Annotated in this window: 26 protein-coding genes; 13 read left to right on the top strand and 13 right to left on the bottom strand. The window is 52.2% G+C overall.

The annotated features are described in order from the left end of the window. Positions 1-72: 72 nt before the first annotated feature. The 13 genes from BIY29_RS07580 to sctW form a co-directional block, all read right to left on the bottom strand. Complete coding sequence (locus BIY29_RS07580) at positions 73-1842, bottom strand: tail fiber/spike domain-containing protein (protein ID WP_121574536.1); 1770 nt, start codon at positions 1840-1842, stop codon at positions 73-75. Between the two features lie 313 nt (positions 1843-2155). Further along, the gene (locus tag BIY29_RS07575; protein WP_121574535.1) at positions 2156-2698 is read right to left on the bottom strand and encodes an Ail/Lom family outer membrane beta-barrel protein; all 543 of its coding nucleotides are present in this window, start codon (positions 2696-2698) and stop codon (positions 2156-2158) included. Between the two features lie 138 nt (positions 2699-2836). Continuing rightward, positions 2837-3913, bottom strand: a complete 1077-nt coding sequence (sctU, locus tag BIY29_RS07570; RefSeq protein WP_121574534.1) for a type III secretion system export apparatus subunit SctU — start codon at positions 3911-3913, stop codon at positions 2837-2839. Beyond that, positions 3910-4719: a type III secretion system export apparatus subunit SctT gene (gene sctT, locus BIY29_RS07565; RefSeq protein ID WP_121574533.1), complete on the bottom strand. Its 810-nt coding sequence runs from the start codon at positions 4717-4719 to the stop codon at positions 3910-3912. Before sctT ends, sctU begins: the two co-directional genes overlap by 4 nt. Before the next feature lie 9 nt (positions 4720-4728). Beyond that, positions 4729-4989, bottom strand: coding sequence for a type III secretion system export apparatus subunit SctS (sctS, locus tag BIY29_RS07560; RefSeq protein WP_121574532.1), 261 nt, complete (start codon positions 4987-4989; stop codon positions 4729-4731). Between the two features lie 7 nt (positions 4990-4996). Beyond that, entirely contained in the window at positions 4997-5650 is a 654-nt protein-coding gene (gene sctR / locus BIY29_RS07555) for a type III secretion system export apparatus subunit SctR (RefSeq protein WP_121574531.1), read from the bottom strand. Then, positions 5647-6726, bottom strand: coding sequence for a type III secretion system cytoplasmic ring protein SctQ (sctQ, locus tag BIY29_RS07550; protein ID WP_170158897.1), 1080 nt, complete (start codon positions 6724-6726; stop codon positions 5647-5649). The genes sctR and sctQ overlap by 4 nt, the downstream gene beginning before the upstream one ends. Beyond that, positions 6726-7265 carry a type III secretion system HrpP C-terminal domain-containing protein gene (locus BIY29_RS07545; protein WP_121574530.1) on the bottom strand — a complete coding sequence of 180 codons (540 nt, stop codon included), beginning with the start codon at positions 7263-7265 and terminating at the stop codon, positions 6726-6728. The genes sctQ and BIY29_RS07545 overlap by 1 nt, the downstream gene beginning before the upstream one ends. Then, positions 7262-7699 (bottom strand): type III secretion protein, encoded by a 438-nt coding sequence (locus BIY29_RS07540; protein ID WP_121574529.1) that lies wholly within the window; start codon positions 7697-7699, stop codon positions 7262-7264. The genes BIY29_RS07545 and BIY29_RS07540 overlap by 4 nt, the downstream gene beginning before the upstream one ends. Continuing rightward, complete coding sequence (sctN, locus tag BIY29_RS07535; protein ID WP_121574528.1) at positions 7689-9059, bottom strand: type III secretion system ATPase SctN; 1371 nt, start codon at positions 9057-9059, stop codon at positions 7689-7691. The genes BIY29_RS07540 and sctN overlap by 11 nt, the downstream gene beginning before the upstream one ends. Next, positions 9060-10010 (bottom strand): FHA domain-containing protein, encoded by a 951-nt coding sequence (locus tag BIY29_RS07530; protein WP_121574527.1) that lies wholly within the window; start codon positions 10008-10010, stop codon positions 9060-9062. It lies immediately after the preceding gene. 9 nt (positions 10011-10019) lie between these two features. Continuing rightward, positions 10020-12122, bottom strand: coding sequence for a type III secretion system export apparatus subunit SctV (gene sctV, locus BIY29_RS07525; RefSeq protein WP_121574526.1), 2103 nt, complete (start codon positions 12120-12122; stop codon positions 10020-10022). After that, the gene (sctW, locus tag BIY29_RS07520) at positions 12119-13267 is read right to left on the bottom strand and encodes a type III secretion system gatekeeper subunit SctW (RefSeq protein WP_121574525.1); all 1149 of its coding nucleotides are present in this window, start codon (positions 13265-13267) and stop codon (positions 12119-12121) included. Before sctW ends, sctV begins: the two co-directional genes overlap by 4 nt. Positions 13268-13303: 36 nt before the next feature. Here sctW and BIY29_RS20825 point away from each other — a divergent pair, with 36 nt between their 5' ends. From BIY29_RS20825 to sctC, 13 genes are all read left to right on the top strand, one after another. Next, positions 13304-13438 (top strand): hypothetical protein, encoded by a 135-nt coding sequence (locus BIY29_RS20825; RefSeq protein ID WP_276310285.1) that lies wholly within the window; start codon positions 13304-13306, stop codon positions 13436-13438. A gap of 128 nt (positions 13439-13566) precedes the next feature. Then, the gene (locus tag BIY29_RS07515; RefSeq protein ID WP_121574524.1) at positions 13567-14112 is read left to right on the top strand and encodes an RNA polymerase sigma factor; all 546 of its coding nucleotides are present in this window, start codon (positions 13567-13569) and stop codon (positions 14110-14112) included. A gap of 150 nt (positions 14113-14262) precedes the next feature. Next, complete coding sequence (locus BIY29_RS07510; protein WP_420808410.1) at positions 14263-15726, top strand: PAS domain-containing sensor histidine kinase; 1464 nt, start codon at positions 14263-14265, stop codon at positions 15724-15726. A 37-nt stretch (positions 15727-15763) separates the two neighbouring features. Beyond that, entirely contained in the window at positions 15764-16405 is a 642-nt protein-coding gene (locus tag BIY29_RS07505; protein ID WP_121574522.1) for a response regulator, read from the top strand. Positions 16406-16669: 264 nt separating this feature from the next. Next, positions 16670-17623, top strand: coding sequence for a sigma 54-interacting transcriptional regulator (locus BIY29_RS07500; protein ID WP_121574521.1), 954 nt, complete (start codon positions 16670-16672; stop codon positions 17621-17623). A 135-nt stretch (positions 17624-17758) separates the two neighbouring features. After that, positions 17759-17965 (top strand): type III secretion system major pilin HrpA, encoded by a 207-nt coding sequence (locus BIY29_RS07495; RefSeq protein WP_121574520.1) that lies wholly within the window; start codon positions 17759-17761, stop codon positions 17963-17965. Between the two features lie 63 nt (positions 17966-18028). Further along, positions 18029-18385 carry an EscI/YscI/HrpB family type III secretion system inner rod protein gene (locus BIY29_RS07490; RefSeq protein ID WP_121574519.1) on the top strand — a complete coding sequence of 119 codons (357 nt, stop codon included), beginning with the start codon at positions 18029-18031 and terminating at the stop codon, positions 18383-18385. Positions 18386-18389: 4 nt separating this feature from the next. Continuing rightward, the gene (gene sctJ, locus BIY29_RS07485; RefSeq protein ID WP_121574518.1) at positions 18390-19166 is read left to right on the top strand and encodes a type III secretion system inner membrane ring lipoprotein SctJ; all 777 of its coding nucleotides are present in this window, start codon (positions 18390-18392) and stop codon (positions 19164-19166) included. A gap of 11 nt (positions 19167-19177) precedes the next feature. Further along, positions 19178-19750 (top strand): type III secretion protein, encoded by a 573-nt coding sequence (locus BIY29_RS07480; protein WP_121574517.1) that lies wholly within the window; start codon positions 19178-19180, stop codon positions 19748-19750. Between the two features lie 10 nt (positions 19751-19760). Then, positions 19761-20381 carry a type III secretion system stator protein SctL gene (gene sctL, locus BIY29_RS07475; protein ID WP_121574516.1) on the top strand — a complete coding sequence of 207 codons (621 nt, stop codon included), beginning with the start codon at positions 19761-19763 and terminating at the stop codon, positions 20379-20381. Between the two features lie 206 nt (positions 20382-20587). Further along, positions 20588-20812, top strand: coding sequence for a type III secretion protein HrpF (locus tag BIY29_RS07470; RefSeq protein WP_121574515.1), 225 nt, complete (start codon positions 20588-20590; stop codon positions 20810-20812). Then, positions 20799-21227: a type III secretion system chaperone gene (locus BIY29_RS07465; protein WP_121574514.1), complete on the top strand. Its 429-nt coding sequence runs from the start codon at positions 20799-20801 to the stop codon at positions 21225-21227. The genes BIY29_RS07470 and BIY29_RS07465 overlap by 14 nt, the downstream gene beginning before the upstream one ends. Next, positions 21227-23263: a type III secretion system outer membrane ring subunit SctC gene (gene sctC, locus BIY29_RS07460; protein WP_121574513.1), complete on the top strand. Its 2037-nt coding sequence runs from the start codon at positions 21227-21229 to the stop codon at positions 23261-23263. Before BIY29_RS07465 ends, sctC begins: the two co-directional genes overlap by 1 nt.

Below are 23263 nucleotides of genomic sequence, written 5' to 3'. Positions count from 1 at the left end.
CGCATTTATCGCGCGGCGCGTCACATTAGCTTTGCCAGCGCAGCGATAATTTAAACGTGCCTGCGAGTTGCACTACAAAATCCTCTGAAAGTTGAATATTACATTCATCGTTGACTGAGCCCCCTGAGCTGCTTTGAATGTGAACTCTTCAACTGACAAAGTGACGTTTGTCACAGTGTTGTCGACAATCGTTATCTTCGATGATGACACATAAATCAGACATTCTCCCCCAACACCCTCCAATTCTCCTGACACGGTCACACGCCAAACCTCCCTGGTATTTGTTACCGTCCCGTCCCCAATTTTTGAAAATGTGCGGATTGATTTTGTCGTACTTTGTACCAGAGATATATAGACCTCTGTTCCATAAATTCTATAGGTTCGCATATACAAATGGCGGTAGGGCGCCATAAATTTTTCATAAAAATCTAATACGTAATTATCTCTATATGCATCACGTAGTGAAAGCGTGGTGCCAGAATGAACCCATTGAGCGCCGTTGATTCCGTTTGTGGTCGCGAGAGTGCTATTCCCGTACTGGAAAATAGTACTATGTAGCAGACCGCCGACGAGACCACCACAATACGGAGAAGCGATGGCACATTTTCCGAATGCGCTACCAGTAAAGTCGTGAATAATGTCTGGATACCAGTTTGAGGAGGCTGGCGTTTTAACCGCGCTAATTGTTGATGACCATGACGAGTTTGAATTCGTTAATGTTGCATCTACAGAAAAATTACTGCCATCGGTAGAGACGTCATGCCCCTCAGACAGCAGCAATTTATACGTCCCAACGGGATGTTGATAAAAGGCGATGATTTCGGCGGTGTTTGTGCCGTTGGTGACTGTATCCCCTCGGGTAAGACCGCTCGTCGTATTAGACGACATTGTCAACTCTGACAGGTATCGACCGTTAAAATCAAACTGCCCGCGGACGTTCGCGTACTGTGCTCCATTGCGAAGCAGGAGTCCTCCGTTTTTAAATCCGCTCACAAAATTGACATCAATAATATAGCCCTCAACAACGGGACTGGTTCCGGTCGTCCCTTTTTGCAGCCATACCGCGACGCCAGCACCTGTATCCCAATAACCGCCAGAAATATGATTGGAAGCACTGGGCCAAGTGACTGATTTTGGGGCTAATCCGTTTATCACATTTGTCAATCTCTCAGCATGAAAATGCGACCCGCCGCACCCTTGACCAATGATATTTATCCAGTCAGCCCGATTATTTCCGTTGACATACTCACAACGAATGTCTAACCCAACCATTGAACCCGTGCCGCCAATTGAAATTAACGGTGCCGCAGTTTTCCAGTCATGATAATCCGGCCAACTATCCAGCGCACGAAGACTGCGCAAATGCATTTCAAAACCATACGCAAATCCGGAGACGCTCAGGGAACTGGATATTACATAATCCCTGTGACCGATAATTGCATATTTTGAACTATCTGTTTTCAGATATTCAATAGCTGACTGGATCGCACTGGTGTCGTCAGTAATACCATCACCTACAGCCCCAAACATTTCAGGAGTTACATAGGTGATGGATTTATCCAGGTATTCGCCGACCGTCCCATCGTAAACATCTGGACGGTGATAGCCAATCAACTCAGCTCCATCACTTAAACCAAGGTTTGCGCGAAGTGCGACGTCGGTAACACTAATCCATGCTCCAGCACCCACACCGCCACTACTCGCAGGTGTCGAGCCTGGTGGGACAATTTTGTTGAAATCACCATTCCAACGGTAGTAGTTGCCATCACTTTCGTAGAAAAGCATGTCATAACTGTAGTTTAGGGTCCCACCTTCTTCGAAACTGCCGTTTATCCCGCTCATAGTTCACCTCATTTATTGATTGCACATAGATAAAGGTAGTAAATGGCTTCCATAAGAACAGGGCGGAGCGATGGAATGTGGCGGGGCATACGGAGTCAATGATGGTCTACATGCATTTTCCTGTTTTGTCGGTTGGTAGGTGGCGGTTATCCGGTTATTGGCGCTAATCAGATATTCACTCTGGCAATCAAGACAACCTGAATAACTTCACCTATTCAGGTGCGGGGGATGCAGCAAACCAGTACGAGGTTGTGGCAGTAAAACAAAGAAAGCCCAGCGCTGGGGCTGGGCTTTGAGCTTGGCAATGGTGAGGTTAGAAACGGTATCCGACACCTACCGCCCATGTCCCCACTTCGACGTTGTCTAATTCGGTGTATTCATAAGAGGCATCGATGGCGAAGTTTGGCGTCACGTTGAATTGCAAGCCAACGCCACCTGTGACATAGGTTTTATCTTCTTCTGCCCATGCACGGATTAAACTGTCTTCATATTCAAACTCAGCCTTTCCGTAGCCAATTCCCAGCAGGGCATATGCGCTGATGTAATCGTTAAAACGATATGTCGGCCCAACTCCGAGGGAGTAGTATTTCAGATCGAGCGAAGAGCGTGAGTCTCCTGATGAATAGTTGCTATCGCTTCCTGTGTAAGTAAAAGAACCAATCACCCCCCAATTATCGTTAATTTCATAACGGTATTTCAGGTTAAATCCGCTTGGGTCATCTTTTGGACTTTCGCTTTCATATTTCACGTCGCTTTGTGCATAACCAATGGAAAGGGTGCTCTCACCTGCAGCAAAAACAGATGAACTAAAAGCCAGCCCGGAAAATACACAAGCGATGATAGATAAGTTTTTCATTCCTTGATCCTTAGATTGCTAACTAATTGATAAAAAGAAACTTAATGTTACCAATTGTTTCGGTGACAATCATCCCCTGGAATGAAAATTTTTTTCTTAATTATTCTGAAACTAGCGGCAGCTTTTTATATAGCCCCGTTACTCCATCTCAATCACTTCATTTTTCTGTTCGTCCTCTAGTTTGCGCAAGACACGGTATACCTGCGCCACGGCCTGTAGGGTTTCACGCGGGATGTAATGATCGACGGGTGTTCGGTAAAGGGTTCGGGCCAGCCAGATAAAACGGATAACCGGGATCTCGGCTTGTTTAGCCTGTTCGATAAGCTCCTGTGCTTGCTGGTTTTCGCCTTTACAGATAATTTTAGGCAGCGGCGTTATGCCGGGCCGGTAGTAGAGCGCCACAGCATAGTGGGTAGGGTTGACCAGCAGCATATCGGCCTCAGCCACGGGTTTTTTGGGCGGTGCGGCGGCTGGCTGGTTAAGTAATTCATGCGCTACCGATTTGCGGTGTCCTTTCATGTGTGGATCCCCTTCGGAATCTTTGTGTTCGTTGCGTAAATCCTGGTGACTCATACGTTGTTGCTTAAGGAAAAAATATTTTTGCAAACCGAAATCTAGCGCTGAGAGTACCAGCAGGGCGGCGAGGGTCGTGCGGGCAATATGCGTCAGTAGTCCTTTTACGCCTTGCCAGAAACCTTGCAAATCACCGTAAGCCAGTTCCACCAACGATTCCAACTCAGGAACGACAACCTTATAAAAAACCGTACCGATGACGACGGCTTTCAGAATGTTGGTTAGCATTTCCGTAAGCTTGCGCATTGAAAACATCTGTTTGAATTGATTAATAGGATTAAGGCGGTTGAAGTCTATCTTTAATGCTTCTGGAGCAAACAGCGGGCCATACTGTACCCAGCCGCCGATAACCCGGAGTAACACCGCGATGCAGACTGCCAGCAGGCAGAAGGTCAGTACCAGCGTCATGGCGTCATGAAACACTTCTTTGGCGGCTTGCCCAAACGGTTGGTTTAGCCGCATCAGGGGCAGTTGTATCAGTGTCTGTAACTTGCCCATGGTACTGTCTGCCAGTGCTAGAATAGATTCCAGCAACCCTATACAGATAAGTAGCTTAGGAACATCCTGGCTTTGCCCCACTTCACCTTTTTTACGGGCATCCCGAAGTTTTTTATCGGTGGGTTTTTCGGTTTTTTCACTCATGGCGACCCCGCGGCCGATACAGGAAAAAGCAACGGGAACAGGTGTTTTAAATCGGACAATGCCTGGAGCCTGCCGTCTCCCAGGTATTGCAACACCGGCAGATAAACGATGAAAAATGACAGACCAACCAAACATTTAGCGGGAATGGATAACACGAATATCTGTAATTGCGGGCTGTAGAGGCTGAGTAATGAAATGCTGAATTCCAACAGCAACAACAGTGCGACCAGTGGGCCTGCATAGATCACCATATGTGTAAATGTTTCAGCGAGCAGCTTCAGGTAAACCTCAAATCCCTGTTCGGTAGGGGCTGGCAGCCACTCAAGGGCAGGCCACAGGCGATAGCTGTCCCATAGGAGTTGAGTGAGCGCGTTAATCCCAATGCCAATAATCAGCAGCAAAATAATCAATTGCTTGAGCAAATGGCCGAGCGGGGTACTGTCGGGGCCGAGCGCAGGATTGAGTTGCCCACCCATCAGCGCCCCGCGCTGGTTATCGAATAATGCGCCTACCGACTCAAACAGCCAGAAAGGCATTGCCAGGATCAGGGCAATCAGCAAACCTACAATTAGCTCTTTAAACAATAGCCCTGGCAGCATCGGCCAGGAGAGCGGCGTCTGTAGCAATTGCTGCTGAATAATCGGTGCGGGCAGTAGCGTCAGCGAGATTACCACCGCATTGCGCAACATACCTTTCAGTACGTTGAGAGAAAATACCGGCACCAGAATAAAACTAGGGTAAATGCGAGCGATGCCCAGGGTGATGGCAATAATAAAGTCATAGACGTGTTGGGTGGTGGAAATCATGGCTCGGTTTCAGACCCCGGTATGTTCGATCATATTGAACGCGGTGATGGCAAGTTGAATCAGCTCGACACCAATCCAGCGGCCAGTGAGCGCCAGCGCCACGCCAACCGAAACCAGCTTGACGGCAAAAGGGAGTGTCTGATCCTGTAGTTGCATTACCGCTTGCAACAATGAGATCAGTACGCCGACGATAACCGCCACCAGCAATGGGGGAGCCGAGAGCAGGACCACCATTATCATGGCCTGCCGGAAGAGCGTGATGATTTCCATAGATCCCTCACAGATAACTGTAAAAAAGTCCGTCCAGCAGGCGTGTCCAGCCGTTGACCAATACGAACAGCAGCAGCTTAAGGGGCAGGGAGAGCGTCATGGGGGCCACCATCTGCATTCCCAGCGCCAGCAGCACGTTGGACACAATCAGATCGATAACGATAAAGGGTATATAGATTAAAAAACCGATTTTGAATCCGGCCTGTAGCTCAGACAGGACAAACGCCGGGATCACCAGCAGCAGGTTCTGGGTATTCACTTTTTCAGACAGGGATGGCGGCCACATGCGCAGGCTGTTTTCTTGCAAGTGGGTAAGAATATCGGGATCGGTATTACGGGACATAAAAGTTTGCAACGGCGCCAGCCCTTGCGTCACGCTTTCCTGTAATACGGAAATGTCGTTCATGTTCAGCGGGTTTTCCTGAAAGCGGGTGGAAATGTCCTGAAACACCGGCGCCATCACGAACAAAGTGGCGGCCAGCGCAATACCGTACAGCGCCATGTTGGGCGGCACTTGCTGTACGCCGATGGCGTTGCGGGTGATCAGCAATACGATGGCGATTTTCAAAAAACAGGTGCAGACAATCATCATCAGTGGGATGAGTGACAGTGCGCCCAGAAAGAGCGCGAACATCAACGGATCAAAGGAACCGTGCGTCATACCCCGAACTCCGGTTCTGCCGGGGCCTCAGGGGAGGAGAGCATCCGGGTAATTTGCAGTCCCAGCTTGCCTTCCACATCAATCAGTTCACCATGCGCCAACGGAATATCTCCGTGGCAAAGCCAGGCCTCCCCCGGCACCACGTCACGTAACGTCAGTACGGCGCCGCTGGTCAGGCGCTGTAGTTCCGGCAGGGTGAAGGTAATCTGCCCACAGCGGATGTTAAGCGTTACTGGCAGCGGTGGCAGGCTGGCGGTGTGCGGTCGGTTGACCGATTCGGATAAGCTGTTGTTAGTGACATTGTCACCTTCTGAATTAACCTCATACTCCTGCATATCGTCAAACGATTCGTTCATTGGGACATTCTCCATGTCAGAGATGACAAAATGGTAAGGGGCCAATCCCTCCAACTGCACTGTGCCCTGGATGCGCCACGGCGGAAGGGTGATCGAACCCAACCCGTCAGGGGAAAAATAGGGGTGAGTCGGCAGAATGAGATCGCCGGTGTGCAGCGGGCGCAACGCCTCTGGCGTCAGAACGGCGTCGGCCAGTATCAAGGGAACAGTAAAAGACAGTGAGTCTGGCAAGGGCAGATAGGTCGCTTGCCAGCCCGACTGACTAAGCAGGGCCAGCCAGACGGTTGTTGATGCCTGTATCAGGCTGCGTGTGCGAAGTCCGTTCCAGCTCACAGCCACCCAGCCTTTAAGCAAGGCTTCCCCGGTATCGGCATCCGGCTGCGGATGGATATGGCCTAAAACCGCGCTGACCGATGGAGCAAGAGACTGGTTGTACAGTGTCCAGTACCATTGTTGTTCTGCTGGCGTTTCGGCCACCGGTAACAGCGGGCAGTCCGACAACAGACCCAAGACCGGGGAAGGCGTGGAGAGCGCGAAAATGCCGCAATCACAGCGCCAGTAGCTTAAGGGGGCGTTATCGCCGTCTGCCGCCAGACTGACGTGTATCTCACCGGGTTGATCCTGGCGGCTGAACGGAAGATACAGGCCAGCGGCCAGCCTATTGCGGACGTTGGCCTCTGCGGTGCGCATGGGCGTCAGCGCCAGCGGCTGTGCATACATCAGCACACCTCCCGGCTTGCAAAACTGAGTCTGACCGGGCAGCCCAGGGCATCGGATAGCGAACGGCGGCACGATTCCCGGCGAGGCCTTAACAACTTATAGGTTTCGCGGCTAAAACGCAGCGAGATATCCCAACCCTGCGGCGCCAGTGCCGCCATCGTGATATCAATATCGCCGAGCTGCGGCAGTTGCAGGCTGAATGAATAAGGCGGGGAGCCAATGTTGTTCACCGATTCAACCAATTCGTGCTGCAAGTGCAACCATTGTGACGATGTCACTTTTTCCGGCGTGGCATCGGTATCGCTAAGATACGGCTGATCAAAGTGGAGCGGGGCTGATAGCACGGGCGCGGTTTCTTCCGCAAGAATAGCCTGTTCAAAACTGTTGAAGTCGCTGAACGGGAGCCAAAAACTATGCTGATCCTTCTCTCCCCGAAGTGGACCTTTGCCTGAATAGGCAGGTGCAGTCACTGAGGCGTTAACCGATTTCGTCACTGAGGTGTTAGCCGGTTTCTGAAACGGGATCGTTGGATTCGTCATACGTCCTCCTGATGTAGCGTCAACAAAAACTCCAGCTTTTCGACGGCTTTTTGACATTGGCGTACTGTCTCGCGAGCTTGTCCGATCTGTTGCTGCTGTAGGTGATGCTGCTGTTGATAGGCATGACCGCGCTGTATCTCCTGCTCGATGTGCGAAAGCGCCTTGCGTTCGTCTTCCAGTTGCATCTTGAGATCGTCCAGTGTCTGGCGTTGGCCCATGGTCTGGGTGTCAAAGGCGTCCCGCTGTTGCTGACATGCCTGACGCAATACCTGTAACTGCTCCTGATGTTGGCGGATTTGCGTGTCGATTGCGCTCAGATCGTGCTCCGCTTCTCTCAACTGCCGTTCGCTGCGGATCAGGCGCTGGCGGCGTATCGGCATCAGCACATTCAGCGTGGCTTGCAATTCCTGTGCGCCGGCATCGTCATGGAGCATGGCGACTGACTCCGGCAAGCTGTTGTTGGATATCGTCGTAAGACATCGGGTCACGCATGGACTGACGCAGGAACTGGGTAATCTCTGGATGCGAATTGACCGCCGAGTCGGTTAACGGGTCGTGGCCCGACTGGTATTCACCAAGCCGGATAAGCATTTCCACCTGTTTATAGGCGGCCATCAGGCGGCGCACCGCACCAGCATGACGATTATGCTCACCGTCCACCACATTGCTCATGGTTCGGCTGAGGCTGGCCAGTACATCGATTGCCGGATAGTGGCCTTGCTCTGCCAGCCGACGCGTCAGGACGATATGGCCGTCAATCAGCGAGCGCACTTCGTCTGCGACTGGATCGTTCATTGAGTCCTGCTCGATAAGTACCGAATAGAGGGCGGTAATGGCGCCCTCCTGTGTCTGCCCGGCGCGTTCCACCAGCCGGGGCAGCAAGGTATATACCGAGGGTGGCAGACCGCCGCGGCCCTGTGGTTCACCGAGGGCAAGGCCGATTTCGCGTTGGGCGCGGGCAAAGCGAGTCAGCGAGTCGATAATCAACAGCACCTGTTTTCCCGCAGCGCGATAGGCTTCGGCAATGGCGGTGGCGGTAAAAGCGGCGCGGGCGCGCTCCATGCTGCTGCGATCGGAGGTGGAGCAAACCAGCACGGTGCGGCTGCGCAGGTCATCATCCAGTTCATGATCAAGAAATTCGCGCAATTCGCGTCCGCGTTCACCAATCAGGCCAAACACAATTGCGTCGCACGGAGTATTACGGGCCAGCTCTGCCAGCAGCGTGGTTTTACCGCAGCCGGCACCGGCGAAAATCCCCACCCGCTGACCTTGCCCCAGCGTCAGCAAACCATCAATGGCCCGCAGGCCGGTGGGCAGGGGCGTGGTGATGCGTGGACGCGTTGTCGGCGGCGGGGCATCACCCAAAACCGGCTGGGCGTGGGTATAGTTGGCGCCGGGTTCGACAAACGCGCTGTTACCGCCGGTTTCAAGCGCACGGCCAAAGCCATCCAGCACGCTGCCAAACAGCTTATCGGAAACCTGGATGCAATGGGGCAGGTAAAGCGGTGTGACGATAGCGCCCTGAGCAATGCCGTCCAGCGCTCCCAGTGCCGACAGAAAAGTGTTTTGTGGGCTGAAACCTACCACTTCCGCCATTACCTGGCTGCCGTCTTTACGCTCTACCAGACAGAGATCGCCAATGCGCGCTTGTGGCAAGCTGCACTCCAGTAAAATGCCGCTAATACCGATGATGCGGCCTTTTAAATCGATCGGCGCGTAATCGGATAACCTTTGCCGCTGTTGTTGAAACCAGTGAGTTATCAGTGGAAATTGTGTCGCTGTTTGCGTGTGCATTTACCAATTCACCTTAATCTGCTGTTGACCACGAAACACGATCTGGTGCTCGTCAATGCTGACCAGCCTAAGCTGTTCCACTTCATCACCGATAAACAGCCGTCTGCCATCGGAGGTGACCACATTCGCTTTCGGCCCACTGGTGACTTGCACAATCTGAAACGGCAATTGTGAAGTCTTCAACTGCGTACGGTTATCCACCGACAACGCGGTGTTATAACGTTGGTGGAATTGAGTCAGCATCCGTTCCAGTTTTTTTTGTTCTTCTGGCGCTAACTGGCCGGTCATCGTAACCCGCGTATGGGTTGAGGCCAGTTTTACCGCATCCGTTAACTCCCGATCCTGCAACATGATGCGCAGTGTGCGTTCCAGCTGCACCACGGTGCTGATCATCCGGCGCGTATCCTGAGGCGGTGGGGCGGGGGGCATGGCGACGCTCACTTGCAGCAGCCAACTGCCGACCATCATCATTAACAACAGACTAAGCAGCAGATAGCAGATTTTGGCCCACAGCGGCAGAGACACTGCCACGTTGGTAGCAAAAGGTGGCGTGATGGCGGTTGCTGGCGCCGGAGAGGTATCCGTCTTTTCCGATGATGCCGTCGCGGTGTTTTCTGGTTCGGCAACAGGTGATGGGATCTCTTCCTCTGTTTCCCAGGGTGTCTCGGCGGCGACCACGCATAGCCAGATGTGATTAAGGGCAAAAGGGATGCCGGCTGCCAGATCGGTTATCTGCGCCACGTTATGTCCTTCTGCATCACACAACTCGCCATCCAGCGCATTGAGTAGCCAGCCCGTAGCCTGTTTTTCCAGCAGACAATGCTGTGCTTTAATACCCGGATCGTAGAGGACGAGGTCGGCACTGTCATCGGCGCCAATCCGCCATGCCGTTCCACTCAGCGGTAGCGCCGCACCCCGATGTAAACCTGTCAGTACGCGCAGCTCAAACATGTTTCTTTCCTATGCACTAAAAGGTGTGTTTTCTTCATACAGATCAAAGCGTCCGACGACGTTGATCGACAGATGCGATTCCAGTTCGGTGAACGACAATACCGGTACGTGATGGAATTCATCTTGCAGTAAGGCGCGCAAAGGACTGCGCAAATCCTGTGCAACCAGTATCTGTCCGTTTGCGGGAGATGAGGACGGAAAGGCGCGTCTTAGCTGTCCAAGCAATGTGGCGGCATACTCCTGGGTCAGCGCAAAGAAAGTTTCGTTCTGGGTCTGACGCAACGAGTCGCGCAGTAACTCTTCCGTTTCCGGCGTTAGCAGCCAGACATACAGGCTGTTTTCCTGACTGTACTGGTGGCAGATTTGTGATTTCAGCGCCAACCGGACATAGTCGGTCAGTACGTGGACATCCCGCTCATGCTGCCCAATCTCAATCAGCGCTTCGGCAATGGGACGAACCGCCCGCAGCGGCACGCGTTCCGACGCCAGCCGTTGAAGAACGCTGGCAAAACGGGACAGCGGCATAATGCGTTGCAGTTCTTGCGCCAGCTCAGGCTGTTCACCTTCCAGCCAGCTCAGAATAGATTTGGTTTCCTGAAGGCCGATAAACTGCGACCCGGTACGGTGGATGGCATTTTCCATCCGCATCAGGATCAACTCTTCCGCCGATCGGTGAGGATAATCTTCCCGTTCGAGGAGCGGGTGAGGGGGGGAAACCCATAGCCAGTCAGCCTCATCCCGCAGCGCAGATCCCACGATATGATTGGACTGTTCCGCCAACTCTACCGACGAAAGGGGAACGGCCAGCCGTTCGGTAGCAAAAGTGGCGCTGACGTAGGGGATTTCGTATACGCAGAATTGGAATTCGTCCTCGCTCAGACGGGGGCTGAATTCAATGTCAAATGATGGCAGCGTTGTGCCAAACTCGTAAACCAGCCGGTTGCGCAAACGGCGGATATTCTGTACCAGTGAAAGTGTGGCGGGTTTTCCCTGCATGGTTGGATGAAATAGCAACAGGTAGGCGCGTGTTGGATTGAATCGCCGCAAGTCCTGATGCCCATTAAGCTCTGCGGGCAGGTTGTCGGCTTCCGACTGGGAGTTGTTTAATATTCCTGCTTGTTTGACCCGCCACAGTTGAAATACCCCGCTGCCCAATGAGGCCAGACTGATCGCGATAAAAACCACGGAGGGCATACCGGGTAATAACGCAAAACCAAACATACCAATGGATGAAATAATCCAGGCTTTGGGCTGACTGGTCAGTTGTTCGGCGATTTCACGGCCAATGTTGGCATCCGTTGGCTGTCCTTCGGCAGAAACACGAGTGATGATCATGCCGGCAGTCAGTGAAATCAGCAGAGCGGGTATCTGGGCGATCAGCCCGTCACCGATGGTCAGCACCGAGTACACATGCATGGCATCGGCGGCGGCCATATCGTGCTGCAACACCCCGATGGCAAACCCGCCAATCATGTTGATAAACACAATGACCAGGCCGGCAATCGCGTCACCCTTGACGAATTTCATCGCCCCGTCCATCGCGCCGAACAGTTGGCTTTCTTTCGCCAGATTGTCACGGCGCTGACGTGCCTGATGAGCTTCGATCAGCCCGGCGCGCAAGTCGCTGTCGATCGACATCTGTTTTCCGGGCATGGCATCCAGCGTAAAACGCGCTGCAACCTCTGCTACGCGCTCTGAGCCTTTGGTGATTACCAGAAAATTTACCACGGTCAAAATCAAAAAGATTACCAGCCCAACCGCCAGATTACCGCCCACCACATAATTGCCAAACGCTTCAACGATGTGGCCGCCATCCTGTTGCAACAGAATCTGGCGAGTGGTGGAAATGGATAGCGCCAGCCGGAACATGGTGGTCAGCAGCAGCACCGCTGGGAATGTCGAAAATGCCAGCGGCTTGGGTAGGTACATCGCCAGCACAATCAGCAACGAAGAGATGCAGATATTAAAAGCGATCAATACGTCAATCAGGCCTGTCGGCAGCGGAATGATCATCATGAACACAATCGACATGACGATGACGGCCCCCACTACCTCTGAGCGCTGCATCGCGCTGAGAGCTATGCGATTAAGCAAGGATATGATGAGACTCATGCAAACTTCCTGTCTGGTGACAGCGTTGCCCTTTTATTCTCGTACTGGACGGTATCGCCAATCAGGCCGCGTATGAGTTGGAGGGCGGTTTGCCGGTTTTTCGGATCCCGCCACAGTGACTGCGGCAGATTATTGACCAGGGGAAGCAATGCATTGAAAAACAGCGTTTGATGCTGCGGTTGTGTGCCTGCCACCTCGCGTCCCAGATTGTGCAGATCGCGGGCATAGGCGCCATTTGCGCTCAGACCGATCAGGCGACGGGTGAGTTCAACTTCATTGAGGGTCGATTTCTGTAATTTCGTGGACAACCTATCAAGGATTTGCTTACTGACCGACAGTGTATGGCTCAGGTTGCAGGAATCTTTCAGGTTACCAAGCATTTTTCTCAATGCGACTTTAGGGAGCGAGGGTGCCAGCGAGGCGATATCCGCCGACAATGCACTTTGCAATGTATGCAGGGCATCTGGAAAATGCTTGGCGCCAAAGCGTTCCAACAAGGCATCCAATAGCGCGCTGGCTGATTGCTGATGCACAATTTTTTGATAATAGAGATCGCGTATTGCCTGTTTATGTTCGGGGTTGGTACTGAATCGATCAATGGCGGAAGCGGTGTTTAATCCAGCCCGAACTTCCGGCCCCTTTTCCTGATGCAACTGCTGCAAAGCCTGCTCTGCCGCTGCTGCCACATTGGGTTCGTCTTGTTGAGTCTGGCTTATGACCTGCCTTAACAGCACGTCACCTCGCGCCGGGTCATTGCCGGCTGCCTGAAGTATGTCCTCGACCGTTGGCGGGGGGGATTTTGTCAACAGGCGTCGCATACGATCCACTTGTTGACCGGGCCGGCTCTCTGCCGGATTTTCCAACAGCCTGGACAGTTCGGTGAGTTTTTCAATCCTTTCGACGTTGGCTAACGCACGAATGTCTGTCTGAGAAATATGGCGACGATTAATCGATTTGCTTCGGCGCTCCGCCTGTTCCCCAAATGCCATGGCTATCTCTTCCATCGAGGTGGCAAGCGGTGGGCGCAGCGCTTCATGATGCGGTGCTTTTAACACGACGGGTGATGTCGCCTGTGTATCGTCAGGAGCATCTATCCGGTGCGGTACAGGCATGGTGGTGGGTGTGATACTGGGAATTTTTATCATCATCCAGTCCGGCGTGAATCAACAAGGTGCTGTTGTGTGGATCAAGCACAACGCCAGTTCCCAAGTCGTTGGCAGGAAGTCAGCGTGATTGAGGTCTTATGTGGCGGCGAATCCCATACCTTTGACGTATTGCAAGATCTTGCAGTTACTTTTTATACGTTCTGGCAATAAATGGCATGAAAAAGCAGTGATTTAAAAATAAATTCATATAAATCAATAAAATAAAAAAACAAGAAGAATGGCACAGGGCTTGCTCTACCGTTGGCACCACAAGTCGTAACAATGGAGAGTAACTAAAAATGGAAACCTTTATCCTTACATCTGCCAACCAGACTGATACTGCGCATACCGTACCGCCCGTCGATTGGGAGCAGGTATTTCGGCAACACGGAAAGAAGTTGCATAATTTCATCCGTAAACGTGTCAACAATCATGACGATGTTGAGGATTTGCAGCAAATGACTTACCTGGAAGTGTTGAAGCATAAGGATAAGTTTCTCGGTGCCTCACGTCCGGAAACCTGGGTGTTCGGTATCGCCCTCAATCTGGTTCGCAACCATTTCAAACAGGTACGTCAGCGATCGTATGAGGTTGGTGACGAAGCATTGGAGCATGTAACGGTTGATGCTGACCCTGGAATTATCACGGAGAGTCAGAAAGCGTTGAATAAAGCATTTGAAGCGATGTCAAAGTTGCCTGATGAAACACATCAAATGTTGATGCTGCTGCTCGATTCTGACGTCAGTTATCAGGATATAGCACTGCAACTGAATATTCCTATCGGAACAGTACGTTCGCGACTCTCCCGTGCGCGCGGGGTTATTCGCCAGGCGGTGGATGCCTGATCCCATCTGTTAATAGAAGTAACTTTCTGTCAGACAGTATGACTATATTGTTGCAGATTTATTCTGAGCGCTGCTCCTGTGATATTTCTGAAACGCCGCATGGCTTCGGCCATGCGTGCGATATTCAATTAACAAGGAGAGATGACTATAATGTTTACGCAACCTTTTGAGTCTGCTTCTGACGCTGATACACCACAACTGGAGTTGGTGGATTTTGCGTTCAGCCGTATAAAAGACGCGATTTATATCATTAATGAAGAAGCGAGTTTCTGCTATGCCAATGAATCGGCATGTCAGATGCTGGGTTACAGCAGCGTCGAGTTTATGCATTTACGTATTACGGATATCGATCCCACCTGGCCGGACAGGTGCAGGTTGGCAATTTGTTGGCAGGAATATGAATCTGATCGGGGCATTACATTTGAAACAGGGCATATCACCCGTTTTGGCATCATTATTCCCGTCGAAGTCAATTTGACTCACTTTCAACATAAAGGACGTTGTTACTGCATGTGTGTAGTAAGAGATATCAGGGAACGTAAACATATTGAGCAACTGGCATATGCACGGGAGCAGGAATTTCGCGCACTGGTGGAAAACTCACCCGACCTGATAACCCGTTTTGATCCTCAGTTGATTTGCCTCTACGCCAATCCGGCCACTCTAAACCACCTGGATTTCACTATTGAGCAATTGCGTGGACGCCTGCTAACGGATTTAAGGCCGGGGGTCGGGTGCGCCATACGCATTCAGCAGTTGGTACAACAAGTTGTCGATACACGCCGTAGTGCGGAAGGTGAACTGTCGGAAGAAACCGGCAAAGGTGATCAACGCCACCGGGCCATCCATCATATTCGTTGTGTTCCCGAGTTCGATCAGCATGGGGAATTGCTGTCTATCCTGGCCGTGGGCCGTGATATCACCGCTATTCGTTATGCAGAAAGAAAACTGGAGGCTTCGCATATGCAACTGCGCCTGCTGGCCCGCCAGCGTGAGATCTCCCGTGAGGAAGAGCGCAAGCATATTGCCCGTGAGATCCATGATGAACTGGGGCAACACCTGACGACAATCCGTATGAGTCTTTCACTGATGCGTATGTGTTTTGCTAAGGGCAACCCAGATATGCTGGAGCAGTTAAAGCGGCTGATGTTGTTATCGGATCAGACCATCCAGGTGGTGCGCAATGTCTCCACCAAGCTGAGGCCAAATGTGCTCAATATGGGGTTGACGCCTGCGCTGGAATGGCTGCGCGATGAATTCAACCGTAATTACAATGGCAGTTGTCTGTTGAAAACGGCGGAGCCGGAAGTGGTGCTCAAAGATGAAAGCGCGACGGCGGCATTCCGTGTCGCACAAGAGTCGCTTACCAACGTAGCGCGCCATGCACAGGCAACAGAGGTTGTGATTACGCTTGAAATCCAGCAAGGCAATGTCGTGCTGTGCATTAAAGATAACGGTAGGGGATTTGACACCGGAATAAAAAAAGAGGATGCCTATGGTCTGATCAGCATGAAAGAACGAGGACGGATGCTGGGAGGCAAGGTGGTCATTGCAAGCGCTCCGGGATGCGGTACCTCGGTACAGTTCACCTTTCCAATGGAGAAAGATGCGTGATGAGTTCATAGCAAGAAAAAGGAAAAAGGAGTATGTGATGGAAAAGCATATCCGCTTAATGATTGCGGATGATCACGTCATTATGCGTGAAGGACTTAAGCAGATTTTTGCTCTGGATGAATCGCTGAATGTCGTGGCGGAAGCGGGTGACGGCGCACAGGTGCTGTCCAAGCTGCGAACCAGTCATATCGACCTGTTATTGCTGGACATGTCTATGCCCGGCATATGTGGCGAGGACTTGATTTTACGCATCGTCGCGCAGTATCCGCAACTGGCAATCCTGGTACTCAGCATGTACAGCGAGGCGCAGATTGCGCAACGTGCGCTGAAAAGCGGGGCCAGGGGCTATATTACTAAAGATAAGGATCCGGAAACGCTGCTTTCGGCTATTCGCCGGGTGGCGCAAGGGGCGCGCTATATTGACCACGCCATTGCTGAACAATTGGTTTTTTTCGATTGTGAAGAAAGGGGAAAGGCGCAGCATGAGGTTCTAAGCCCACGGGAAAATCAAATTATGATGATGTTTGCCCAGGGCATGGGAATCAATGCTATTGCCCGTGCCCTGGCCATCAGTAATAAAACGGTCAGTACCCATAAATCACGGCTGATGGAAAAGATGCAGTTCAACACCAATGCCGACATTGTTAAATATGTGCTGAATAAGCGGCTTATCCTGTAAATTGTTCTCCCGGACATCGGCCTTATTAATTACAACTTCATCAGGACTGAGGTAAGGATTTTCTGACCCTTTTCTCCGTAATTCCTACCCTACGTTCAGCGATAGCTGATTGTTTTACTTTCCATTGATGGTAATGCTTAACCATTCCATCAACGACTAACGGGGCGGCTAATATGCTCCGGCGGCGTAAGGATAAGATGGTTATTCACCATAAGAAAGTCTGGAAGGTATAAAGTCAGCCCGGAGGGGCTCAGGAGCAGGCAGATGTTTGGGAAAAACAGTGACGCCCACTGCTGGGTAGGCTCATGCCCGGAAATAGCGTCAGCGGCTTATGCATCAGATGATATTCACGCAACACTATCCCCGCTTATAAATGTTATTGCACCACTGAGTGTTGATATTGTCCTTGAGGGAGAAACCGGAACCGGTAAAGACACGATGGCGCGTCGTATTCATCAGCTATCGGGATGTAGTGGGCCGCTGGTGGCGGTCAACTGTGCTGCCATTCCGGAAAGTCTGGCCGAGAGCGAACTCTTTGGCGTGGTTTCCGGTGCCTATACCGGGGCCAGCCGTTCTCGGGCGGGCTATCTGGAAACGGCAGACAAAGGGGTTCTTTTTCTGGATGAAATCGACAGTATGCCATTGACGTTACAAGCAAAAATGTTGCGGGTGCTGGAAAATAGAGGGGTTGAGAGGCTTGGCAGTACCCAGTTCAAACCGGTGGATATGCGGGTCATTGTCGCTACGCAAACGCCGCTACACAAGTTAGTGGAAGATGGGCGATTCAGGCGTGATCTGTACTTTCGTCTGGATACGGTGAAAATACAGTTGCCCCCCTTACGTTCCCGTACTGATCTGATCGTCCCACTTTTCCAACGCTTCTGCCATGAAGCGGCGCAGCGCCTGAATGTGTCGCCCCCCTCGATTAACACCAGCCTGCATGAACGCCTGTTGGCGCACGCCTGGCCTGGTAACATTCGTGAATTAAAAGCAGCGGCGGAGCGCTGGGTATTGGGGCTATCACCGTTAGCGCAGTTATCAGAGCAAGTTCACGACCATCTGCCGCTGAAAGCCCGCTTACAGCGAATTGAGAAATTTTTGATTCTGGATGCGCTACGACGGCATGGGCACTGTATTGACGAAGTGGTTAACGAATTGGGGATACCAAAACGCACGCTGTATCACAGGCTAAAAGTCCTTAACGTTACTGAACGTTAAAAAGCGATAGGATAAAAAGTTCAGCAGCATGCGGAACTGCATTTGCCTCCCCCCCACTTAATCGATGAACAGCATGACGGTAGTACAGCATGACGGTTCATCCCTTGTAAATATCAATCACATTGGAGATATATCATGGCATTAGGACTTTCACAGGTTGCTTCACAGACCGCCACTGCAACCCTGGACGGCGCGATGGCGACTTCGCTGACCCAATCTGCAGAGGCACAAGCGGCAAAATTGCTTTTGGATACGCAGAACGCCGTTGCCGACGGTCATATGGATTCTGCATCCAAGGTAATGAACGCAGGCCAGAAAACGTCAAAAGGTATCCAGTTCTGATACTGAAACAGCCTGCCGGGCATTAACCGGCAGGCTACCCTTTTGTTGGTGATGGAAAATACCATGAAAATCAACCGCATCAGTGAGTCAGCTCCGCTGGATACCGAAACATCGGCAGGAGAGTTCGCGCTTAACAGTCAGGATATCGCCTGGTTCAGTGCTGAGTTGGAGCAATCTCCGGCTGCGCCGGTTAACGGCAATAGCGCTTGGCTGAGTAGCCTGGCAGAAAAATCTCAGGGATTAAATACAGAGCTGAAAGATGCTGAACGCGAAGTAGACCGGGTTGTGCGGTCAGGTAATCCAAAAGATGTGCTGGATGCTACCCGGACACTTTCTTCTTTCTATCTGGAAAGTCTGTTCAGCGCCAAATTGGTGGCCAAGAGCGTTCAGAGTCTGGAAAAACTGACCAACCTACAGTAGCGGCATGATGAAAACTGACTTGCGAGCACTATTCTTTTTGTTGGGGCTGCTAATGCTGACCGGTTGCGGCGATCCCATTGAGCTAAACCGTGGGCTATCGGAAAACGATGCCAATGAGGTGATTGCCACGCTTGGCCGCTATCAGATCCCAGCGGAAAAGCGGGTTGAAAAAACGGGCGTAACCCTGATTATCGATGGGAAAAATATGGAAAGAGCGGTCAATATTCTGAATGCCGCCGGATTACCCCGCCAGTCCCGAACCAATCTGGGCGCCGTCTTTCAGAAAAGCGGCGTAATTTCCACGCCCCTGGAAGAACGAGCGCGTTACATTTATGCGCTTTCGCAGGAAGTTGAATCCACGCTGACGCAAATCGATGGTGTGCTGGTAGCCAGAGTCCATGTGGTGTTACCCGAACGTATCGCTCCTGGCGAGCCGGTACAGCCAGCTTCAGCGGCGGTATTTATCAAATACCGGCCTGAATTGGAGCCGGATGGCATAGAGCCACGTATTCGCCGTATGGTGGCCAGCAGTATCCCCGGCCTTGCGGGCAAAAATGATAAGGAGCTATCTATTGTTTTTGTTCCTGCCGAACCTTTTCTGGATAGCATTCCTGTGGTGACGCTCGGGCCTTTTACGCTGACGCCGGAAGAAATGATGCGCTGGCAGTGGAGCGCGGGCTTGTTGGGATTGTTAATTGCCAGCTTGCTGGGGTGGCGAGTGGGTAAACCTTATATACAGCAGTGGCGACAAAAACGCGCTGACGCCCCACAACAGCACTGACGAGGCGAGAGATGAATGACGATCCTTCTGGTCTCGACTGGATTAACTGGTGGATAGGCGACTGTGGACTACAGGCCGATCCGGTATGGGATGAAAAACATTTTTTTACACCGCAGATGCGGCATTTTATTCATGCCAATCCAGCGGTGTTTTGTCGTTATTTTAACCTTCCGGTACAGTTGCCGCCGAAACCGGAACCTTCTCTGATGCGGCTTGGGACGCTCGGCGTAGGCCAGCGGGCGCAAGTCCTGCATCTGATGGCCGTAGTGTGCCAACCGGTTGATCGTCAGCGCAAGGCCACGGCTGACCAAGTGACATGGTGCCAGCGACTGGCCAGGGCCTTGCGGCCCGGTTTGTGGCTACCGGACTGCTGCACCTTTTCGGATGATAGTGACGCGCTAGCCTTATTGCGCGCCCGTTATGGCGAACTGTGCTGGCCGCGCTTACGGCTGCTGTACCCTCGCGACTTAACTGATCGCTGCCCTGACTTCAGGCAATCTTTACCAACCGGGCGGCTTAATGCGCTGTGTGATGCGTTGATCTGGAAGGTCGCCACCCCGGAATACAATGAGACAATCCCATAAGGAGAGTGAGATGCTGACAAAAAAAACCTTTAACACCCTTGATGGCGCCACCCGGCAAGAAGCGGTGGTGATCCCTTTAGAGCGAGTGGCGGAACATTATTACAGCCGCACGCTGCTGGATAATGCCAGCGAGCAGGCGGATAAGCTGCTGGCGCAGGCGCGCAGACAGGCACAGCAGGAAGCCCGGCAGGTTACTGAACAGGCGGAAGCCAGCTTCTGGCAACAGGCGGATGCATTGCTACAGGGATTTCGACAGGATCGAGACAATCTGGAACAGGTTTGGGTAATGCAATCCGGGAAATTACTGCGTGAGGCGTTAAGCCAGTTGTTGGGCGATATTCCTGATGATCAACGTCATGATGCGCTGTTAAAACAGCTACTTAAACAGCAGCAGGGCGAGACGCACGGTACGCTGTATTGCCATCCCGCACAGTTGGCGGAGGTGGAGAGCTGGCTGAAAGCGCATCCGCATCTGGACTGGCGACTGACCAGCGATGAGTCGCTGGAAAATGATGCCCTGAAACTGATAACCGCCTATGGCGTTATGTCGCTGAGTTGGCAACGCGCCACCGCGCATCTTATGCCGCCAACAGAGGTGGTGGAGCTACATTCAAAGCGCTATACCCAATAAATTTCAAGTTGTGCCATCTGCATTCAACGGATGGCATAACACGACGAAAACAGGCAGCCCGGCACGGTGCTGTCGCATTGCGCTTTCTCCCCCTAAGTTCAGATTTTCGTGTAGCGGCATCACCCATCCCTGATGGAACTCCTCTGATTCGGCAACCACTCAATTTCTGTCAATACAAAGATCCGGTTTACACAGGAGAGTTCACTATGTCTTACGACCCAATACAGCGCCGTCTGGATACGCATTTCGTCAACGCACAGCAAAAACTGGATAGTATCGCGCTGGATGTCGCCGATAGCGGCGCCAGTCAGGCCGACAGCTATGCCTTTTTTGAAGCCAGCATGGACTACTCCAATGCCAACTGGGCCGTGGGGCAATTGCTGACCGTAAAACATGGCTTGGCGAAGGCTATTATCAATGACTTCAACTGAGTTGTTTGCCTCGCTGGAGGATTGGCTGAACGGCCAGTCCTCCAGGTTGCGGCTCGAAATAGACGGCGGCGGCGTGGCGCTGATGCGCCAAGCTCAGGGAATAGCCTGTTGTGCGGCTATCCCTTTACCGACAGCGCCGGATGAAAGCGTACTGGAACGTGCGTTGCTGCTAGCCGATGTCGCACGGTGGCAGTATGGCGAGGAAGCGGCGGCGCTGTCGCTATCTGAACAGGATAAGCAACTGTGGCTGTGGATGCGGCCTGAACCCGACGACGTAATGCAACTATGCCAGTGTCTGGAGAGACTGGTGAATCAACGGGATGTCTGGCAAATCATGTTGTTGCCGGCACTCAGAGCCGCAACGCCAGGGCCACGGAATTTGAACTCGCTGGCCTTTTTGCAAGGAGAAAGGTGATGCGTAACACGCTGTGTGCATTTCTATTGACCTTATATCACTGGTTTTGCTGGTCGTTTGTTCTGGTGGGAATGGTGCCTATGGCACAGGCAACCACGCCGGCGGGATGGGGTAAGGGTGCATATGCCTATTCGGCGGAACAGACGCTGTTGTCGACGATTTTAACCGATTTTGCCAATACACATGGCGTAGAACTGATGCTGGGAAACCTGAATGATAAGGAAGTTGATGCCAAAATCCGGGCGGAAACGCCGGTCGCCTTTCTGGATCGTTTGGCGCTGGAACATCGTTTTCAGTGGTTTGTTTACAATAATACCCTTTATGTCAGCCCGAAGGATGAGCAGGTGTCGGTTCGACTGGAGATTTCGCCGGATGCCGCGCCTGATCTTAAACAGGCGCTTAGTGGCATCGGGTTGCTCGATCCGCGTTTCGGCTGGGGAGAGCTTCCAGATGAAGGCGTAGTGTTGGTGACCGGGCCGCAGACCTATATTGATTTGATCCGTAGTTTCAGTCAGCAGCGGGAAAAGCAGGATGAACGCCGTAAAGTGATGATATTCCCGTTGCGTTTTGCATCAGTGTCCGACAGAACGATGCAATATCGCGATCAGCGTGTTGTTATCCCCGGCGTGGCGACGATCCTTAGTGAGCTGATGGACGGCCAGCGTATTGCACCGTTAGGTGCTTCCGGCTCATCGAACGCGATTCCTGATACCGGTATGGAAGCCATGCGTGAAAATTCACGAGCCTTGATGATGAGGCTGGCAGGGCGTAACAGCCCGGAACGCCGCACCGATGAGCAAGGGAATCTGATTCTAAATGGCAAGATTTCCGCTGATGTGCGTAATAACGCGCTGTTGATCCGCGACGATGAAAAGCGACGAGAGGAATACCAGCAATTGGTCGAGCAGATCGATGTTCCGCAAAATCTGGTTAATATCGATGCCATCATTCTGGATGTGGATCGCACCGCTCTGTCGCGTCTGGAGGCGAACTGGCAGGGGACGTTGGGGAGCGTCAGCGCGGGAAGTACCATGATGATGGGGCGCAGTACCCTGTTTGTCAGCGATTTTAAGCGTTTTTTTGCCGATATTCAGGCGTTGGAAGGTGAGGGAACCGCTTCTATCGTCGCCAACCCCTCGGTACTGACGCTGGAGAATCAGCCCGCGATTGTGGACTTCAGCCGCACCGCATTCATTACCGCCACGGGGGAGAGGGTGGCGAATATTCAGTCCGTTACCGCCGGAACCAGCCTGCAAGTCACGCCGCGTGTGGTGGGGCTGGATGGGAAGCGCAGTATTCAACTGATCATTGATATCGAGGACGGGAAGGTTGAAACCGGACGCGAAGGAGAAGCCACCGGGGTGAAACGGGGTACTGTCAGCACCCAGGTACTGATTGGTGAAAATCGCGCTCTGGTGCTGGGCGGCTTTCATGTTGAAGAGAGCGGCGAACGTGATCATCGCATTCCCTTGTTAGGTGATATTCCTATAATGGGTAAACTGTTTACCTCCACCCGGCATGAGGTATCGCGCCGGGAGCGTTTATTCATCCTGACGCCGCATTTAATTGGCGATCAAACGGACCCAACCCGCTATGTCTCTACTGAAAACCGCCATCAACTGAACGATGCCATGAATCGCGTCGCCCGGCGTAATGATAAAAGCGATCAATACAGTCTGGTGGAAAATGCTCTGCGTGATCTGGCCAGCAAACAGTTTCCGGCGGGATTTGAGAACCAAGAAAAAGGCTCTCGTTTGAGCGAAGTGTGTCGTTCGCATCGCGGCCTGGTGTATGACAGTAACCGTAATCAATGGTATGGCAATGGCAGTATATGGATAACCGTCGGTGTGGTGCGCAATCGCGGCTCGCAGGTTCAGCGTTTTGACGAAGCGGACTGTGGTGGTAATCGTACGTTGGCGGTTGCCGTCTGGCCTAAAACCACACTGGCGCCAGGGGAGTCCACCGAAGTCTTTGTCGCCCTCCAGCCTTTATCTACCACCGTGCCTGTCCGGCGTTCACTGCTGACGTCTTATTAA

The sequence above is a fragment of the Brenneria alni genome (assembly GCF_003666245.1).
GTDB lineage: Bacteria > Pseudomonadota > Gammaproteobacteria > Enterobacterales > Enterobacteriaceae > Brenneria > Brenneria alni.
This window is presented reverse-complemented; position numbering and strand designations above follow the sequence as displayed.

Excerpts from the sequence above, each read along its gene's own strand:
- BIY29_RS07580 (WP_121574536.1), bottom strand. The coding sequence starts at position 1,842 with ATGAGCGGGATAAACGGCAGTTTCGAAGAAGGTGGGACCCTAAACTAC.
- BIY29_RS07575 (WP_121574535.1), bottom strand. The coding sequence starts at position 2,698 with ATGAAAAACTTATCTATCATCGCTTGTGTATTTTCCGGGCTGGCTTTT.
- sctU (WP_121574534.1), bottom strand. The coding sequence starts at position 3,913 with ATGAGTGAAAAAACCGAAAAACCCACCGATAAAAAACTTCGGGATGCC.
- sctT (WP_121574533.1), bottom strand. The coding sequence starts at position 4,719 with ATGATTTCCACCACCCAACACGTCTATGACTTTATTATTGCCATCACC.
- sctS (WP_121574532.1), bottom strand. The coding sequence starts at position 4,989 with ATGGAAATCATCACGCTCTTCCGGCAGGCCATGATAATGGTGGTCCTG.
- sctR (WP_121574531.1), bottom strand. The coding sequence starts at position 5,650 with ATGACGCACGGTTCCTTTGATCCGTTGATGTTCGCGCTCTTTCTGGGC.
- sctQ (WP_170158897.1), bottom strand. The coding sequence starts at position 6,726 with ATGTATGCACAGCCGCTGGCGCTGACGCCCATGCGCACCGCAGAGGCC.
- BIY29_RS07545 (WP_121574530.1), bottom strand. The coding sequence starts at position 7,265 with ATGACGAATCCAACGATCCCGTTTCAGAAACCGGCTAACACCTCAGTG.
- BIY29_RS07540 (WP_121574529.1), bottom strand. The coding sequence starts at position 7,699 with ATGCTCCATGACGATGCCGGCGCACAGGAATTGCAAGCCACGCTGAAT.
- sctN (WP_121574528.1), bottom strand. The coding sequence starts at position 9,059 with ATGCACACGCAAACAGCGACACAATTTCCACTGATAACTCACTGGTTT.
- BIY29_RS07530 (WP_121574527.1), bottom strand. The coding sequence starts at position 10,010 with ATGTTTGAGCTGCGCGTACTGACAGGTTTACATCGGGGTGCGGCGCTA.
- sctV (WP_121574526.1), bottom strand. The coding sequence starts at position 12,122 with ATGAGTCTCATCATATCCTTGCTTAATCGCATAGCTCTCAGCGCGATG.
- sctW (WP_121574525.1), bottom strand. The coding sequence starts at position 13,267 with ATGATAAAAATTCCCAGTATCACACCCACCACCATGCCTGTACCGCAC.
- BIY29_RS07515 (WP_121574524.1), top strand. The coding sequence starts at position 13,567 with ATGGAAACCTTTATCCTTACATCTGCCAACCAGACTGATACTGCGCAT.
- BIY29_RS07510 (WP_420808410.1), top strand. The coding sequence starts at position 14,263 with ATGTTTACGCAACCTTTTGAGTCTGCTTCTGACGCTGATACACCACAA.
- BIY29_RS07505 (WP_121574522.1), top strand. The coding sequence starts at position 15,764 with ATGGAAAAGCATATCCGCTTAATGATTGCGGATGATCACGTCATTATG.
- BIY29_RS07500 (WP_121574521.1), top strand. The coding sequence starts at position 16,670 with ATGTTTGGGAAAAACAGTGACGCCCACTGCTGGGTAGGCTCATGCCCG.
- BIY29_RS07495 (WP_121574520.1), top strand. The coding sequence starts at position 17,759 with ATGGCATTAGGACTTTCACAGGTTGCTTCACAGACCGCCACTGCAACC.
- BIY29_RS07490 (WP_121574519.1), top strand. The coding sequence starts at position 18,029 with ATGAAAATCAACCGCATCAGTGAGTCAGCTCCGCTGGATACCGAAACA.
- sctJ (WP_121574518.1), top strand. The coding sequence starts at position 18,390 with ATGATGAAAACTGACTTGCGAGCACTATTCTTTTTGTTGGGGCTGCTA.
- BIY29_RS07480 (WP_121574517.1), top strand. The coding sequence starts at position 19,178 with ATGAATGACGATCCTTCTGGTCTCGACTGGATTAACTGGTGGATAGGC.
- sctL (WP_121574516.1), top strand. The coding sequence starts at position 19,761 with ATGCTGACAAAAAAAACCTTTAACACCCTTGATGGCGCCACCCGGCAA.
- BIY29_RS07470 (WP_121574515.1), top strand. The coding sequence starts at position 20,588 with ATGTCTTACGACCCAATACAGCGCCGTCTGGATACGCATTTCGTCAAC.
- BIY29_RS07465 (WP_121574514.1), top strand. The coding sequence starts at position 20,799 with ATGACTTCAACTGAGTTGTTTGCCTCGCTGGAGGATTGGCTGAACGGC.
- sctC (WP_121574513.1), top strand. The coding sequence starts at position 21,227 with ATGCGTAACACGCTGTGTGCATTTCTATTGACCTTATATCACTGGTTT.